This is a genomic window from Vibrio sp. OY15 (assembly GCF_000742455.1).
In the GTDB taxonomy this organism is placed as follows: Bacteria; Pseudomonadota; Gammaproteobacteria; order Enterobacterales; family Vibrionaceae; genus Vibrio; species Vibrio alginolyticus.
Map to the genome: position 1 here is coordinate 306,142 of NZ_JPIL01000001.1, position 16,159 is coordinate 322,300.

Sequence of the window (16,159 nt, forward strand, 5' to 3'; positions counted from 1 at the left end):
TCTATTCGTAGTAGAGAAGTCTAGTTTCAAATATTGTCAAAGCGTAAAACTGAAACATGGCTCTATTTTTTTGGCTTCATTTGGTTTGATATGTTGTTTTTGTTGTTTTGTTGAAGCTATCAACGTTAAAAGCTGGTAATTGCAGAATATTTGCGTAACCTAGCGTGTAAATTAAATGTTAATTAATGTGCCTCATTAAAGGAGCAAATGATGTTACATTCACGTGAGAATACTCTACATTTAACACAGCTCAGCATGGCAGCAATTGAGCAGCTTTCCCCATCGTTTGAAGAACTGCCTCGTACCGAACATGCAGATGGTCAGTATCGACTACGACGTTATTCTGTGGTTGGTTTTGATAACGGCAAAGTCATCGACTTAAATAAAAATAGCTTTGTTCAATCCTCTGATATCAACCGATTTCAAGGTGATGTAGTAAGACAATTCGAGCCAATTGAGAAGGATATTCTTACCAGCGATGGCTTTCGAGAAATGTGTGAATTGTTTGTCAATGCGAATCATCTGCCAAACGGTCAAGAAATAGAAATTCACCAAATCCGTATCAGGGCACTGGAAGAAGAAACCCAAGTAGCACCTGAAGGTGTGCACCAAGACGGTTTTGATCACATTGCAATGGTTGGTGTGGGACGCCATAACATCATCGGTGGCGACATCATGCTGTACAGCAGCCATAACCAAGCCCCATTTTTCCGTAAAGTGCTAGAAACCGGAGAGGTCGCAATCTTGGCTGATAGCAAGCTGTGGCATAACGCGTGCCCAATCCGCTCTGTTATTGATGACGAAGCGGGCCATATGGATGTATTTGTACTCACGGCTACGGATAAGCGTAATGAACTTCAATCTTAATCAGATCAGAGAGCAATTTCCGGCGTTGGCTCAATACCACAACGACAAGCCCGTGACGTTTTTTGATGGTCCAGGCGGCTCACAAGTGCCTCAATCAGTACTAGACAGCATGGTAGGGTATTTAGGTCGTTTCAACGCTAACTTAGGCGGGCATTATTTTTCTAGCCAAGTGACTGTTGACGTAATGCAAAATGCGCGTGAGTCGGCTCAGGCTCTACTTAATGCCCCTTCATCTGGCAATATTGTCTTCGGTGCCAATATGACCTCACTAACCTTTCAGCTTAGTCGCGCGATTAGTCGAGATTGGCAAGCAGGAGATGAGATCATTGTTTCCGCTTTGGATCACTATTCAAATGTATCCAGCTGGCAGCAAGCGGCAGAAGATAAAGGCGTTACGGTTCATCAAGTTCGTATCAACGAAGAAGATTGTACGCTGGATATGGAGCATTTAAGCCGCCTTCTTTCTGATAAAACGCGCCTTGTCGCTGTGACTTATGCATCGAACACGACGGGCTCTATTGTGGATGTACAGCATGTAGTCAGCATGGCGCACAATGTTGGGGCACAAGTTTATGTGGATGCCGTCCATTATGCGCCTCATCATTTGGTTGATGTTCAAGCGTTAGGTTGTGACTTTTTAGCTTGCTCAGCTTACAAGTTTTTCGGACCACACGTTGGTATTGCTTACATAGCCGATCAGTGGCTCCACAGTATTCGCCCTTACAAAGTCGAGCCTGCCACTAATATAGGTCCAGGTCGATTTGAAACAGGAACGCAAAGTTTTGAAGGTCTTGCTGGTGTCGTTTCTGCGGTTGAGTATCTGGCTCAATTTGGTGAAGTCGGTTTACCTCTTCGCCAACGGTTGGAGCAAAGCTACCAACTGTATGAACAACATGAGCAGCGCTTGAGTGAGCGTTTCTTACAGCGTTTGAATGCATTAGATGGTGTCAATCTATTCGGTATCGCAAAGGAAGATAGCCAACTCCGCACGCCAACTTTTGCGCTAACGTTTGACCGATATTCTCCAGAGTTCATCGCGAAAACACTGGGTGAACATAACATTTGTGTATGGAATGGTCACTTTTATGCGTTGGGCTTAGTTCGTCAACTTGGTTTAGAAGAATCGGGTGGTGTAGTGCGAATTGGTTGTATGCATTACAACACAATAGAAGAAGTCGATATGTTATTCGATGTGCTAGAAAGCATCCTTGACGCATAATTAACGATTTCTTCCTGATAGAAAAACAAAAGCTCGAGTCAAACTCGAGCTTTTTTCGTTTTTATTTGAATCAACGCGTTTTACAAGCGATTACTCACTAACTTCAACTTCATAGGAAGTGAATTTTCTTACATTAATAACGCCAGTATCAAAGATGAGGTATTGACCTTTAATGCCTTGCAAAGTGCCAGTAACAACCGGGTTTTTATCGAAGTTATGCGAAATGATCTTCGTTGGGTGCTGTTGTACCGGGTAGCTAAGGTCGGTAATGCTTTCGTTTAATACTTCAATGGCATCTTCGCCGAATTGCTGTTTTATCTCGGCAATTTTCTCTTCGACTAAAGGCAATAGCTCAGCAAAACGGTCCTGCAATGCCATAGGTTCACCGTCACCTTTAAGCAGTGTGCGCCAATTGGTCTTGTCTGCGATATGTTTCGCCAGTTCAACTTCAATTAAACCGGAGATATGGCGAGTTTTTACTTTAAAAATTGGCAAGCCCTGAGTCGCGCCTTGGTCAATCCAACGAGTCGGGATTTGAGTATGACGAGTGATACCAACTTTTAAGCTGGATGTGTTGGACAGGTAGACAAAGTGATCCACCATGCAATTCTCTTCACCCCATTGTGGTTCGCGACAAGTCCCTTGATCGTAGTGGCAGGTCTCTGGCTTCATGATACACATGTCGCAGCTTGCTAGCTTTTTCATGCATACAAAACAGTGGCCTTGCGAATAACTCTTTTTCGTTTTCTTTCCACATGAGCAACAAAAAATATTGCCAGTGTGAGTCAGTGTGAGCGTTTTACCCAGAAACGGAGTTAAGTCGATCTCTTCCTCACCGACAGGAAGACGGTAGTTGACGGCACCGTCCAGAGAAGCACGCATCTTGTTTAGCGTGCCAGTTGCAATTAATGACATGACATTACTCATTATTGTGTTTTTGCACAGTATATACTGAAGTGGAGAAGAGATGCAGGGTTGACAGGAGCTTTAAAGTAAATGTCTTGCACTAAATTATTATGCATCGTGTTTTATTTTCTAAAAATTATGGCTGTGAAATGCTTCGCAAATAGAAGTTGGGCTGCACTTTTTAGAAATTTTAAAACGTGATAACGGTTCAAAATCCGTTACTATGTGTCGAAAATAAGAATTGAATGAAAAAGCGATTTTATTTCTTGATAAATTACCTTGATTTCATTTTTTGAAATTATTGAACCCCACGTATTGTATAATCTCAGCAGGTCACTTGCCCATGAAGTGGATCCATAACTTTATCTTTGCTCTTTCTATTTGCACTATCAGTTTGGTTGCCCTTTATAGTGTGCTTGGCGATACGCGAAAGCTGACCATTACACCTGAGCATTTCAATATCTATGCAACTAAAGATGCCAGTGAAGGAGGTGTGAGTGAGGCAGATATCACATACGATCGGCAAAGCCTAGTTCTTAGCTGTGAACTAAAGCAGAGCTCGTATGCTTGGCCTTATTGCGGAATCTCGGTTTATACCGATTCAGCAACGCCAACACAGGGTATTGACCTTTCCAACTACCATACGATTCGATTGAAGGTGCGATATGAAGAGGCAGGAATAGGGGCTAACCCTAGCCACGACCTACGTTTGTATCTTCGCAATTATAATTCTGAGTATTCCAAGCCGGACGACGAGTACACCATTAAATATAATGGCATGCAGTTTTCTCCATCGGGTTCGAGCGATATTGTCGAAATTCCGATTAAAAATCTTCAGGTGATGACCTGGTGGTTAGTAGATAACGGAGTCGCGATTGAACACTCCGCACCTGAATTTTCAAACATCACACGTATTGATATTGCAACTGGGTCTGGTGCGGCACTTGGTAAACATAGAATTGTGATTGATAAAATTGAGTTTGAAGGCGCTTACCTTGCGCAAGAAACATTGTTGTATGCATTATTACTCTCTTGGATGGCGCTTGGACTGGCTTTTTCACTGCATGAGTTACGAAAAAATAGAGTGGCTTATGAAAAAGCGCAAAAGCGTCACCGTCATTTGGAAAAGGTGAATGATACTTTGCGAGCTCAAAACTATGAGTTTGCAGAGTTAGCGCATCGAGATGCTTTGACGGGCGCGATGAACCGATATGCTGTGCAACACTGGCTGGAACAACAATCTCGTCAGGTTCGCTGGGGGCATAACACCTTCAGTATTCTCTATTTGGACTTGGATAAGTTTAAAAAGGTGAACGACAAATTTGGGCACCAAATGGGGGATGACATATTGCGCGAATTTGTCATGGTGGTAGCGACTTCTATTTACTCAGACGATCGACTCGTTCGTTGGGGCGGCGAAGAGTTTGTCGTATTTTGCCCTGATACCAATATTGAACAAGCGCTAGAGAAGGCAGAAATGATTCGCAAAAATGTGGAGGATCATTTGTGGGTGCACGGTGAATCATTAACTTGCAGTATTGGCATTGCCCAAATGCAGAGTGAACGCGTCTCAGAAACCATGGCGAGAGCTGACGAAGTGTTGTATCAGGCGAAGCGCAATGGTCGCAACCGAGTGGAAGCTCATTATGGTTTACTTGCTTGCGAAAAGAAGCAAGCCTGATAGCCGTTCACTGAAAGTAAAGAAAAAAGGTGGCCAACTGGCCACCAAGAGGGAAACTGCTGAACACCACTTAGGGGGGAAGTTTGGGTTATCGATACGATTACCGTGAGCAGCAGTGTAGTGCTAATCGAACTTGCTATTTTTACCAGAACAACCAAGCGAAAAGCGTTAGTGCAGCAATACAGGCAATGTTTAATACGAAACCAATTCGCATCATTTCTTTTTGCTTGATATGACCCGTACCGAACACAATCGCGTTTGGAGGTGTTGCAACTGGTAACATAAATGCACAAGATGCAGCGACGGCAATCAGTGCAGAAAGAATAACCGGAGACATGCCTAAGGCTTCTGCAATGGTCGCAAATACAGGGACAAGTAGCGCAGCACTGGCGGTGTTACTCGCAAACTCAGTCAAGAAGACAACAAAAGCAACCACTGCAAGAATCGTTAAGAGAATACCGGCTTGCTCAAGGAAGCCTGACAAGCTATGAGCCAAAAATACGCTTGTTCCGGTTGCTTTTAGGACGTTACTCAGACAGATACCACCACCAAATAGGATTAACACACCCCAGTCGGTTGTTTTCTCAATATCTTTCCACTCGACGGCGCGAGAAGCACCAAGTAGAAGGATGGCGCCAATAGCTACAAGAGTATCGAACTTCGCGAAGCCACCCAGCATAGCGTTAATAGGCTTACTGAATATCCACAACGTCACGGTCAGTAAGAAAATCGCCAACGTAATCATTTTGCCGTTTGTCCATTCGACTGGTTGATGGTCAAGGTCAAACTTGTGGCTAAGGTCAGGCTTAGTCATCGTGTACAATACGAGGATAGCGATTGGCATTAATACTAGGGAAATAGGTACACCAAACTTCATCCATTCAGTGAAGCTTAGGCCAACTTCAGCGGCTGCAATTGCGTTTGGTGGGCTACCAACCAGTGTTGCAATACCACCAATTGAAGCACTGTAAGCGATACCGAGTAGAACAAACAAAAAGGTGTTGTGGTTTTTCTTGGCGTCTAGCTTTGTCATCACACCCAGCACAAGCGGTAACATCATCGCGGCGGTGGCGGTGTTTGAAATCCACATTGACAGGCCAGCACTCACACCAAATAGCATGAATACAGCGACAGACATTTTTCCTCTTGCCAGCAATAGTACTTTATCTGCAATAGCTTGATCTAACTTTTGTTTATGTAGAGCCGCAGCTAGTGCAAAACCACCCAAAAATAGAAAAATGATGGAGTTGGAAAAGTTATTCAGTGCGGTTTGAGTGTTGAACACACCCAAAAATACCGCAAGTAGTGGTATGAGCAGCGCGGTAATGCTGACGTGAATCGCTTCGGTTAGCCACAGAATAGCAACAAAAACTAAGATGCTCAGGCCGGTTACTACTTGTGGTTCAAAGGGTAAGGTATTAAACAAGATAATGAACAATAGGATATTCGCGTTCAAAATCATGCTGTTGCGAGTGAAGAACCAATTCTTCAATGTCACAGCGAGTGCGGTCATGGGTAGTGCTCCTTTTGCATTGCCTTTTGTCGGTTTTTTTATGGCAAAGTAACTGACTTGTAGTTATTTATTGATGAAATGTTACTTTGAATGCGAAAAAGAGTTTTGCCTGAATCGTAGAGCAAATTAGAAAGTGTGATGTTGAGAATTGGAAATGGGTAGAAAACTACCCATTTGTTTTATAGAAATGTTACTAGGCTTGTGAGCCACGTTATTCCTCTATTCGACGGGGACTTGAAGAGGCACGTTAGCTGCTTTATTTGGCTCTTTTACTGCGACGATAGGTTCTTGAGGGCCAAGAAACTTAGGCTGCGTATTGATAATATACAGGTCTAAAAACGCTTTCACACGGGCTAGCAGTTCTCGAACACGCATCGATGTTTTTTGCTTGTTGGCCGTCGGCCCTGCTACCGCGAGACACTGCGCATCAATGCTGTAAGCATCAGCGATGAACAGTGCGCGTTCGCAGTGAAAGCGTTGAGTCACAATCAGAAATCGCTCCGAAGCAAAAATTTTTTTTGCTCGTACAATCGAATCTAAGGTACGAAAGCCAGCATAATCAAGGTGAATCACTTCTTCAGGCACGCCTGCTTTAAGTAAGTCGCGTTTCATTGTCCACGGTTCGTTATATGAACGGTGGGCGTTATCACCACTCAATAAAAACTGTTTTACTTTGCCTTGGTTGTAAAGCTCAATCGCCGCATTAATGCGATGAGTGTAGTAAGTGTTGAGGATCTTTCCGATGTATTTACTGGTACCAAGAACTACGGCAACCTCATGTTGAGGGATTTGCTCGTATTCAGTGAAAATGCTCTCTTTGGCTTGTAAAACCACCCACCGGTCGATGGCAATAACAGAAACAAGCAGACTAAGTGCAGAGATCGACAAAATCAAAGCAAATCGCTTCCAGGAAAATTTCAGCTTCCACTTTGATCTTATGCGAGAAAACAACAAAACGTTTTATATCCTTAACTAAAAATGTAGTTCTCATCATATCTGATAGAAACAAAAAGAGAGAAGCCCATTTATGCCAAAATCTGGTTAGGATGATAAAAAAATAAAAGCCCCTACATGGTAGGGGCTAATTATTAAACGAATTGTCTCAAGCTTAGAACGCAGTGCGTTTGTAGCGGCGGTAAACAGGTTGCCAGAACGACTGTTCAATCGCCACGTTCAATGCTTCATCAGTAATTTCTAATGCGACACCTTGTTCAATTGCCTTTTTACCAACGGCAAATGCGATTTTTTTCGATACTAAGTGGATCTCTTCCAGTGGTGGAAGTAGTGCCCCACGACCGTTGATTGCTAGAGGAGAACATGTTGCGAGCGCGCGGCTTGATTCCATTAGCATCTCGTCAGTGACACGTTTTGCATTGACAGCAAGTACACCAAGGCCAATGCCTGGGAAGATGTAGCTGTTGTTACATTGTGCAATAGGGTAAGTGCGACCTTCATGAACCACTGGCTCAAATGGGCTACCTGTTGCAACCAGTGCTTCACCATTTGTCCAACGAATGATGTCGTTCGGTGTCGCTTCCACGCGGCTTGTTGGGTTCGACAGTGGGAAGACAATCGGACGCTTACAGTGTTTATGCATTTCTTCGATGACTTCTTGGCTAAATAGGCCAGGAGCACCAGAAACACCAATTAGTACCGTTGGCTTGGCGTTACGCATAACATCGAGTAGTGAGAAGCCATTTCCTTCATTTTCCCACTCTTTCGTATTGGTATGCTTTTGCACCAAGCGTTGTTGGAAATCAAGAAGGTTAGGCATGCCTTCTTGTAACAGACCCCAACGGTCAACCATGTAAACTTGTGAGCGAGCTTGCTCGTCAGAAATTCCTTCCGATACCATTTGTGCGATGATCGCTTCTGCGATACCACAACCAGCAGACCCTGCGCCTAGGAAGGTAATACGTTGTTTAGAAAGCTGAGTTCCTGCTGCTTTACAAGCTGCAAGTAGAGAGCCAACAGTAACAGCAGCAGTACCCTGAATATCATCATTGAAGCAACACACGCGGTCTTTGTAACGCTCAAGAAGAGGCATCGCATTTTTCTGAGCAAAGTCTTCGAATTGGATCAAAGCATCAGGCCAACGGCGCTGTACCGCTTGGATAAACTCTTCTACAAATGCATCGTATTCTGCACCCGTAATACGAGGATGACGCCAACCCATGTACATCGGATCAGCTAAGCGTTGCGGGTTATTGGTACCCACATCAAGCACGATTGGTAGCGTGTAAGCAGGGCTGATACCACCACACGCGGTATATAGTGACAGTTTACCGATAGGAATACCCATGCCGCCGATACCTTGGTCACCCAAGCCAAGGATACGTTCGCCATCTGTCACAACAATCACTTTAACGTTGTGGTTTGCTGCGTTGTTCAGCAAGTCGTCAATACGGTCACGGTTCGGGTATGAAATGAACAGACCGCGACCACGACGGTAAATGTTAGAGAAGTTTTCACATGCTGCGCCAACAGTCGGCGTGTAGATGATTGGCATCATCTCAGAAATGTGATTTTGCACTAGGCGGTAATACAATGTTTCGTTGGTGTCTTGGATATTACGCAGATAAATGTGTTTATCCATATCGCTTTCGAAACTTTTGTATTGCTGGTAGGCACGTTCCACCTGCTCTTGGATAGTTTCGGTCGACTCTGGAAGCAGACCTTCTAAGTTGAATGAACTACGTTCTTCAGCAGAGAATGCACTGCCTTTGTTCAAAAGAGGGGTTGCTAAAAGAGCCGGACCCGCATATGGAATATATAGTGGGCGTTTATCGTTGTTCATTGGGTGCCTTATGTAGGGTTGAAGGATGCGCACCAAATTTTAACGGGTTCACTATTTAGTTGTAAACATGCGTTGATGCACATCAATGTAATGTCGCAAAAAAATTCAGATACCGACGAAAATATCGGCAATATTGGTTGTTTAGAGATACCTAAAGCAGGATTTTTTTACTTGGGTATAATGTTTTGCATCATCAAATCAAATCCAATTTCTATGTTTCAACTACCTATCGACAGCCTGCAAGCCGAGTTTGACCATCATGTAAGCCTTAACCATCTTGTGGTGGAAGCCGAAACCGGGTCGGGTAAATCTACCCGCTTGCCCATGTGGGCGGCAAAACACGGACGCGTTCTGGTTATTGAACCACGTCGAATTGCTTGTACCTCGCTGGCTGAATTTCTTGCGGAGCAATCTGGAGAGCCAATAGGTCGCAAAGTCGGTTACGCGATCAAGCTTCATGCCTACTTTGATGAAAAAACCGAAGTTGTATTTGTGACTCCGGGGGTTGCACTGCGTTGGTTTTCGGAAAACAAGCTAGCAGACTTTGATGTCGTGATAGTGGACGAATTTCACGAGCGACGCTGGGATATTGATCTATTAACCGCCATTTTGAAGCAAGAAAATCAACATCGATTGATCGTCACTTCCGCTACCTTAGAAGGCGAAAAGCTAGCGCGTTACCTGGATGCTAAGCGTCTGCGTTCGGAAGGACGTTGCTTTCCAGTCACGGTGACACATCGTTCCACAGACAGCCGCTATTTACCGAACAAAAAGGGATGTGAACAGGAAGTTGTCGGAGCGGTAAAAGAAGCACTGGAAGATGAAGATGGCGATATTCTTGTTTTTCTCCCAGGACGTAAAGAGATCGCCCAATGCGCGCAGATGCTACAAAGCAGCAGTGATGTCATGGTGGTTAAACTTCATGCCTCGGTCAGTGATGAAGAACGACATCGTGCGCTGACGGTACAAAAGCAACGGAAAGTCGTATTGGCAACCAACGTCGCGGAAACCTCTCTGACCATTCCTAATATCCGTGTGGTAATCGATAGTGGTTTAGAGCGCAGAACTGTACAACGAAATGGACGTACAGCACTGACATTAACCAACATTTCTAAGGCCAGTGCCGCGCAGCGAATGGGGCGAGCAGGTCGCGTTACCGAAGGGGCTTGTATTCGTCTATATGGTGAGCACGCGCCTTTAGAGTTGGTGACACCTCCAGAATTACACAGAGAAGAGCTCGTCGAGCCCATGCTGGCAGCGGCTTGTTGTGGGTACCGTCTCTCAACACTCGATTTTCTCGACTCAATTCCCCCAAAGTCGCTAGAGGCATCTCATTCGACGTTGTTATCTATGGAAGCGATTGATGAGGATGGCAATGTCACGCAGCATGGGAGAAAAGTATATCCACTACCCATTGATGCACTGTTTGCCGATCTCGTTACCAGAATTCAAGCGAAGCCAGAGAAGGAAGCAATGATTGATTTGGCTGCCGCCTTATCTGTGCCTGCGCAGCTCTATCAGCGACAAAGTGGTGAAGTTGCTGAGCTTCTATCTCAAGAGGAGCCATACGGGTGTGATGTCTCTTTGTTGATCCGTTTGGTTCGGGGGGAGCGACTTCCGGGCATTGTCATTGATGCCAGCGCACTCGAAGAGGCACAAGGTTTAGCGAAACAAATGCGAGAAGTATTTGAATTACCGGAACTTGACGTTGCCTCTCGATATAAACGTGAAGCGCTCTTTTTCTCCATCGCCTCATTGCACCCTGAGCTTGTGTTTGTCCGACGAGCTCGTCGAAGGGATGCTCTAGGAAATGGCGTAGTCGAGATGCTGGTTGGGCGTAACAGCCGCTTTCCTGATAAAGAAGAAGCGGCCATCGTGCTAGATAGCCATAGCGTGCCAGGACGAGGCGTTAAGCAAACACTGAACCTCGCATCGGTTATGATGCCTATCCCGCTGACATTATTACGCGAACTTGAGCTAGGGGAGTGGCAACAAGGTGAGACGAATTATGAAGAGGAGACCCCAAGAGCAACGATGCATTTGGTCTACGCCGGACGAACAATCTGTACTGAACATCAAGCGTTAAAAGGTGATGTTGCTGTTCAGTCTATTGTCGAAATGATAGAAGACGAGACACTGTTACCAGGATTTGCTTCTCAAAGAAAACAACAAATCCAACACTGGAAACTCTACAACGCATTGGGCCTTAATGTCGAAGGAGAAGAGGTTAACGACTTGGCCTCCTTGACATTTTCTAGCTGGTTAAAGGATCAGTTGGAAACATTAGGCGTTGAAAATGTCGATGATATGGCGTTGTTTGAACCGGAAGACTTAACATTTAACGGTGTTCCAGAATGGGAATACGACGATTTCACGGAGCAGTACCCTTTAGAACTTTCGCTGCCAGAACTCCAACTGGATGTTGAGTATTACGCGTCTCGCAAGCTAGTACAGGTCGTTTATCGAGAGGGAAACCGTAAGGGAGACCCGAAGCGTTGGGAGCTGCCACGTTGGGCTGGTTGGAAGATACAGTATAAAAAGGCCAGTCGAGTGATTGATGTAAAGTAGGTCGGCGGATGACGTTGTGACAAGAATTGATATTTTCTTGGTGAATCTATAATGATTTCATATTGATAGCGTTACTTGCGTGTTGTTTTTAGTTTCTTAATTGAAATATTAATCAATTGAATGCTTATATATGGCGAAGCTGTACATCAGTTGTTACAAAGCTGGTTTTAATATTTCCTTTTGTATGTAAATTAGGGCATAAAAGACGAATGTTTTATATCCCATTGCTATATCAAAACAGTTGAACGATATTTGGTATATCTCATTTTCGAGTGTCGGGGGCATAGAATGGATCAACAAGGAAAGACGTGCATTGAATTCGACTACACTAGCTTTTTAGGAGCGACAGGTAGTAAAAAATGGACCTTTTTAGAGGCATTTGCCACCATCGCGCCTATTTTCGGTTTGATGTGGAAACAGAACATTGCGGAATTGCGCAAGCCTGAAGATCGGTTGTGGGATGCCGCATTAAAATCGATGTCTTCTCGTAAAAGTGATGAATCCAATTTGGTCCGCTTAACCCAGCTAGCCAAACATGAAGGGATCAATGAATTGCGAGTCGTTATGCCATATTCGCTCGATGTTCAGCAAATCGAGTACATAGAATCTCGCAGTCAGTTGAAGGTGGACACGTCAGAACAAGATGTTCTTAACATCAAGTTTTAGGCTGAGTATTTCCACTTCATCGATGTACTACTTAACAATAGTGCAATGAAAAGCGACCTCAAAGTAGGTCGCTTTTTTATTTTGAGGTTTTTGTCACAGGTCTTAGGAAGTGTGATGAATATAGAGTATTTGCACTTAAATTAACAAAAATGTAACGTTTGGAAATGCAATTGTCATAACTAGCTTCTAACTTTGTGTTTTTAGGACAAATTACCGACTAAGTGGTTGGTACTGTAAGTTCGAATTAACGTCCCTTATTGGCATACAAGGATGATTGAGTCACCACGTCATTTGGGCATAAAAACAAACACAATAAGAAAGGAAGTCAATATGTCTTTGTCTCGTCGAGACTTTATGAAAGCTGCCTCTTCAACGGCGATTGTTACCGGGCTGGTGGGCTGTGGTAGCGATGCTAGTGAATCTGTTGCGGTTACCTTTGAGCACGGAGTGGCGAGTGGAGATCCTACTCAAACACAAGTAATCATTTGGACTCGTGTTACAACCTCAGCGAGCTACGCAGATGTAAGCTGGCAAGTTTCATCTAACGAAAATTTTACTGATATCGTGCAAAGTGGCACTTTTGCCACAGACACGAGCCGAGATTTCACGGTAAAAGTCGATGTTCAAAATCTCAACGCAAATTCTCGCTACTACTATCGATTCATGGTTGGAGATGTCACTAGCGAAGTCGGGCAAACTCAAACATTACCAGAGGGTGGTGTAGAAAAGGCATCCATGGCCGTTGTTTCTTGCGCAAACTATCCTGCTGGTTATTTCCATGTGTATCGAGAGATCTTAAATCAACATGAGCAAGAACCGTTTGATGTGGTACTTCATCTCGGTGATTACATTTATGAGTATGGGGCTGGTGGCTACGCTAGTGAAGATGCTGAGGCACTAGGGCGAGAGCCAAGCAAAGGCACTGAATGCATTACCTTAGATGATTACCGAAAACGGTATGCGCAATATCGCCAAGATGCTGATCTGCAAGCGTTACATGCGAGCCTACCAATGATTGCAGTCTGGGATGACCATGAGCTTGCAAATGATAGTTGGAAAAATGGTGCGGAAAACCATCAAGAAGAGGAAGGCAGCTTTAATGATCGTCGTGCAGCTGCGGCTGCCGCTTGGACAGAATGGTTGCCCGTTCGTGAAAACACTTTCTCAAACATGCTGATTTACCGTCAGTTTTCGTTTGGAAGTTTAGTCAATTTGATGATGCTCGACACGCGACTTGTGGGGCGTGATAAACCGTTGGATTATTTCTCGCTCAGCTCACCAACGATGGAAGCTATTGGCGGTTTAGTTGCTCAGTCGCGCAGTCAAGACCGAGAGCTGTTAGGCGCTGACCAACTCGCTTGGCTGATGGATGCGTTCAGTACGCACGACGCAACTTGGAATGTGCTAGGGCAACAAGTGTTAATGTCTCGTATGGAGTTGCCAAGTTCGGTTATGACCGCGATGTTTCAATTGTTTACTGCCACTGAAGAACAAAAAACAGAGGCGTTATTAGCAGTAAACTCTGCGATTACGGGTTATCTCTCTGACCCAAGTTTAGATACCATTGCTTTGCCATATAACCTAGATGCATGGGATGGTTACTACGTTGAGCGAGAGAACGTTTATCAACTGGCCAAAGCCAGCAGTGGTAACTTTGTCTGTTTGGCAGGAGATACGCACAACGCATGGGCAAGTGAGCTTAAAGACGTATCTAAGCATCCTATCGGGGTAGAGTTTGCGACTAGCTCTGTGAGTTCCCCTGGGTTAGAGGCCTACCTCGCGTTAGACCCTGTTGCGATCGCTCAAATGGAATACACGCTGCCGCACTTAGTGTCAGAATTACAGTGGGCAGACATCAAACAGCGTGGCTTTATGCGCGTTACTTTTACGCCCGACAAGGCAGAGTCGACCTGGTATTTCGTATCAACGATTAAAGACAAAACATATCAGGTGACGACCAAGTCAGCCTCTACAACAGATGGCACTACGTTAAATATCGGCTAAACTGAGCCTAATACGAAAAAAGTCCGCAAGCTAGTGCGGACTTTTTATTGGAAAGCATTTAGCAATCTAGCGACAGTGCTAGTCAATCAATCCGTATTCTTTGCTCAGAACTTCGATGATTTCCGCTTTCGGATTCTCACTCAAATGAATCGGCTTGCCTGTAATCTTCTCGGCAATACCAATGTAGGTGCTCGAAATCGCCATCAAAGATTCGACGGGCAAAGCATTATCACGAGCGAGAGCTTCGCGCTCAGGCATACGTTCTTTGTTTAGCAAGATATCTGGGTCAGGGAAGTGGTTAAGTAGGAACTGGCGGAAACCTTCTTTTGAGTTCTCTACGATGTGACCTGCTTGGTACTCTTTAGCATCCCATATACGAGACGAGTCTGGTGTACCCACTTCATCCATGTAAATCAGCTTTTCATTGCCAGCAGCATCATGAACATAACCAAATTCGAATTTGGTATCGACAAAGATTTGGTCGATTTCTTCTAACGCTTGGCTGATAACGTTAAAGCCTTCTTTCAGCAATTTTTCGTAGAGTGCGATATCGTCAGCGCTTGAGAAGTTAAATGCTTCGTAGTTGTCTACGATGTTTTGACGAGTAATATTCACGTCATCCGCTTCTGGCACACCGGGAATGCCTTTTAGAATGCCTTTTGTGGATGGGGTCATTAGCAACTCTGGCAGTGCTTTGTCTTTTTCTAACCCTTCAGGAAGTTGGATTCCACAAAACTCGCGCTCGCCATTTGCGTAAGCGCGCCACATCGAACCCGTGATGTATTTGCGGCAGATGGCTTCGATTTTTACCGGTTTGGCTTTTTGTACAATCCAAACAAAAGGGTGAGGAATGTCTAGAATATGGCTATCTGCTAAGCCATTTTCTTTGAACAGTTTGAACCAGTGATTAGAAATCGCATTAAGCGCAGCCCCTTTACCCGGGACACCATTAAGACCACCTTCAGCATGCCAAATACAATCGAATGCAGAGATTCGGTCGCTAATCACCATGATAGCCAAAGGCGCATCTGGAGCGACATTGTATCCTTTTTCTTTGATCAGTCGGGCGCTGTCTTCTTCAGTTAACCAGTAAACTGAACGAACTTTTCCACTATGAACGGGTTTATGGGTGCGAATTGGCAGGTCGTCATTGACGGCAAGTACTTGATTAGCAAGGCTCATTGCGACATTCCTATCATCTTAATCAAACGTCAGAAAGAGAAGATATTCAGCAAAATGTGGGCGCTGAATAAATCGAATGTGGGCATCATACCAGAACTATTTTAACTCGCCAGAGAAAAAGCAAACGTTTGCCTTTTTTCTATAATACAAAAAAAGCCCCCTTAAAAAGGAGGCGAGATGCAGGATGGATAACGTCGAACTTATTAGTGGTACTTATTAACTCTGCCTTCGACGAAAAAGACTTCACACTGATAGCGCTGCGCCATGTCGCGCAACATAGATTGATTCATAAGTGCAATTTTATTGGATGCGACAACAGCACTGGCATTGCCTGAGCGGATGGCTTTTATCACGATCTCGACTTCTGAAAGCTGTTGAGAGGGCTTCATTTGAATAACGTTTTTACAGCAAATATTAGAGGCAGTGAGTTGTTCAAAGTCTGGACGAGGGCAGTCTGCTGTAAACAAAATCCATTGTTTCTGCTGCGATAAAACAGCCAGCTTAGATAGAAGCTGATCCGAAACGGCCATGGGCTTAGTTGCTTGTGCCAATACGTTGTAACGAGAGTATGTATGAGATTGACTTTGTAACTGCATCTTACTGTTCCTTTATACATGCTGTATGTGTATACAGTAGTTTGTTTTGGTGACCTGATCAACCAGTTTCTCAAAAGTTATTTGCGGTTTTTTGAGAAGGAAATAAAAGGATTTGATTCTAAGTAATTGAATTTATGTGGTTTTTTTCATTTTTGATATG

The 16,159-nt window shown here is 44.3% G+C and carries 12 protein-coding genes; 6 read left to right on the forward strand and 6 right to left on the reverse strand.

Annotated features, from left to right (window positions below):
• Positions 1-210: 210 nt before the first annotated feature.
• A complete protein-coding gene (locus IJ23_RS01340) occupies positions 211-867 on the forward strand; it encodes a 2OG-Fe dioxygenase family protein (RefSeq protein ID WP_005377989.1) in 657 nt (218 codons plus the stop codon).
• Positions 851-2,086: a cysteine desulfurase-like protein gene (locus tag IJ23_RS01345; RefSeq protein WP_033905128.1), complete on the forward strand. Its 1,236-nt coding sequence runs from the start codon at positions 851-853 to the stop codon at positions 2,084-2,086. The genes IJ23_RS01340 and IJ23_RS01345 overlap by 17 nt, the downstream gene beginning before the upstream one ends.
• Positions 2,087-2,176: 90 nt before the next feature.
• Here the strand turns inward: IJ23_RS01345 and IJ23_RS01350 are convergent, their stop codons facing one another.
• Positions 2,177-3,001 (reverse strand): DUF2797 domain-containing protein, encoded by an 825-nt coding sequence (locus IJ23_RS01350; RefSeq protein ID WP_033905129.1) that lies wholly within the window; start codon positions 2,999-3,001, stop codon positions 2,177-2,179.
• A gap of 334 nt (positions 3,002-3,335) precedes the next feature.
• On the opposite strand from IJ23_RS01350, the gene IJ23_RS01355 reads away from it, so the two are divergent.
• On the forward strand, positions 3,336-4,673 hold the full coding sequence (locus IJ23_RS01355) for a GGDEF domain-containing protein (protein ID WP_033905130.1): 1,338 nt from the start codon (positions 3,336-3,338) through the stop codon (positions 4,671-4,673).
• 142 nt (positions 4,674-4,815) lie between these two features.
• Here IJ23_RS01355 and IJ23_RS01360 read toward each other — a convergent pair whose 3' ends face one another.
• The 3 genes from IJ23_RS01360 to IJ23_RS01370 all read right to left on the reverse strand — a co-directional run bounded on the left by IJ23_RS01360 (position 4,816) and on the right by IJ23_RS01370 (position 8,983).
• Positions 4,816-6,186, reverse strand: coding sequence for an SLC13 family permease (locus IJ23_RS01360; RefSeq protein ID WP_005377981.1), 1,371 nt, complete (start codon positions 6,184-6,186; stop codon positions 4,816-4,818).
• Positions 6,187-6,405: 219 nt separating this feature from the next.
• Positions 6,406-7,140, reverse strand: coding sequence for a SanA/YdcF family protein (locus tag IJ23_RS01365; protein WP_033905131.1), 735 nt, complete (start codon positions 7,138-7,140; stop codon positions 6,406-6,408).
• A gap of 154 nt (positions 7,141-7,294) precedes the next feature.
• A complete protein-coding gene (locus IJ23_RS01370; protein ID WP_005377977.1) occupies positions 7,295-8,983 on the reverse strand; it encodes an NAD-dependent malic enzyme in 1,689 nt (562 codons plus the stop codon).
• A gap of 213 nt (positions 8,984-9,196) precedes the next feature.
• Between IJ23_RS01370 and IJ23_RS01375 the strand changes: the two genes are divergently transcribed.
• The 3 genes from IJ23_RS01375 to IJ23_RS01385 all read left to right on the forward strand — a co-directional run bounded on the left by IJ23_RS01375 (position 9,197) and on the right by IJ23_RS01385 (position 14,221).
• Positions 9,197-11,551 carry a helicase-related protein gene (locus IJ23_RS01375; RefSeq protein WP_033905346.1) on the forward strand — a complete coding sequence of 785 codons (2,355 nt, stop codon included), beginning with the start codon at positions 9,197-9,199 and terminating at the stop codon, positions 11,549-11,551.
• 288 nt (positions 11,552-11,839) lie between these two features.
• Positions 11,840-12,217: a hypothetical protein gene (locus IJ23_RS01380; protein WP_005388859.1), complete on the forward strand. Its 378-nt coding sequence runs from the start codon at positions 11,840-11,842 to the stop codon at positions 12,215-12,217.
• A gap of 330 nt (positions 12,218-12,547) precedes the next feature.
• Positions 12,548-14,221 (forward strand): alkaline phosphatase D family protein, encoded by a 1,674-nt coding sequence (locus IJ23_RS01385; RefSeq protein ID WP_033905132.1) that lies wholly within the window; start codon positions 12,548-12,550, stop codon positions 14,219-14,221.
• A 78-nt stretch (positions 14,222-14,299) separates the two neighbouring features.
• On the opposite strand, the gene IJ23_RS01390 is transcribed toward IJ23_RS01385, so the two are convergent.
• The gene (locus IJ23_RS01390) at positions 14,300-15,403 is read right to left on the reverse strand and encodes a phosphoribosylaminoimidazolesuccinocarboxamide synthase (protein WP_033905133.1); all 1,104 of its coding nucleotides are present in this window, start codon (positions 15,401-15,403) and stop codon (positions 14,300-14,302) included.
• A gap of 203 nt (positions 15,404-15,606) precedes the next feature.
• Positions 15,607-15,999, reverse strand: a complete 393-nt coding sequence (locus IJ23_RS01395; protein ID WP_005377962.1) for a SulA-like leucine-rich domain-containing protein — start codon at positions 15,997-15,999, stop codon at positions 15,607-15,609.
• Positions 16,000-16,159 lie beyond the last annotated feature (160 nt).

Excerpts from the sequence above, each read along its gene's own strand:
- IJ23_RS01385 (WP_033905132.1), top strand. The coding sequence starts at position 12,548 with ATGTCTTTGTCTCGTCGAGACTTTATGAAAGCTGCCTCTTCAACGGCG.
- IJ23_RS01345 (WP_033905128.1), top strand. The coding sequence starts at position 851 with ATGAACTTCAATCTTAATCAGATCAGAGAGCAATTTCCGGCGTTGGCT.
- IJ23_RS01350 (WP_033905129.1), bottom strand. The coding sequence starts at position 3,001 with ATGTCATTAATTGCAACTGGCACGCTAAACAAGATGCGTGCTTCTCTG.
- IJ23_RS01380 (WP_005388859.1), top strand. The coding sequence starts at position 11,840 with ATGGATCAACAAGGAAAGACGTGCATTGAATTCGACTACACTAGCTTT.
- IJ23_RS01390 (WP_033905133.1), bottom strand. The coding sequence starts at position 15,403 with ATGAGCCTTGCTAATCAAGTACTTGCCGTCAATGACGACCTGCCAATT.
- IJ23_RS01360 (WP_005377981.1), bottom strand. The coding sequence starts at position 6,186 with ATGACCGCACTCGCTGTGACATTGAAGAATTGGTTCTTCACTCGCAAC.
- IJ23_RS01370 (WP_005377977.1), bottom strand. The coding sequence starts at position 8,983 with ATGAACAACGATAAACGCCCACTATATATTCCATATGCGGGTCCGGCT.
- IJ23_RS01375 (WP_033905346.1), top strand. The coding sequence starts at position 9,197 with ATGTTTCAACTACCTATCGACAGCCTGCAAGCCGAGTTTGACCATCAT.
- IJ23_RS01355 (WP_033905130.1), top strand. The coding sequence starts at position 3,336 with ATGAAGTGGATCCATAACTTTATCTTTGCTCTTTCTATTTGCACTATC.
- IJ23_RS01395 (WP_005377962.1), bottom strand. The coding sequence starts at position 15,999 with ATGCAGTTACAAAGTCAATCTCATACATACTCTCGTTACAACGTATTG.
- IJ23_RS01340 (WP_005377989.1), top strand. The coding sequence starts at position 211 with ATGTTACATTCACGTGAGAATACTCTACATTTAACACAGCTCAGCATG.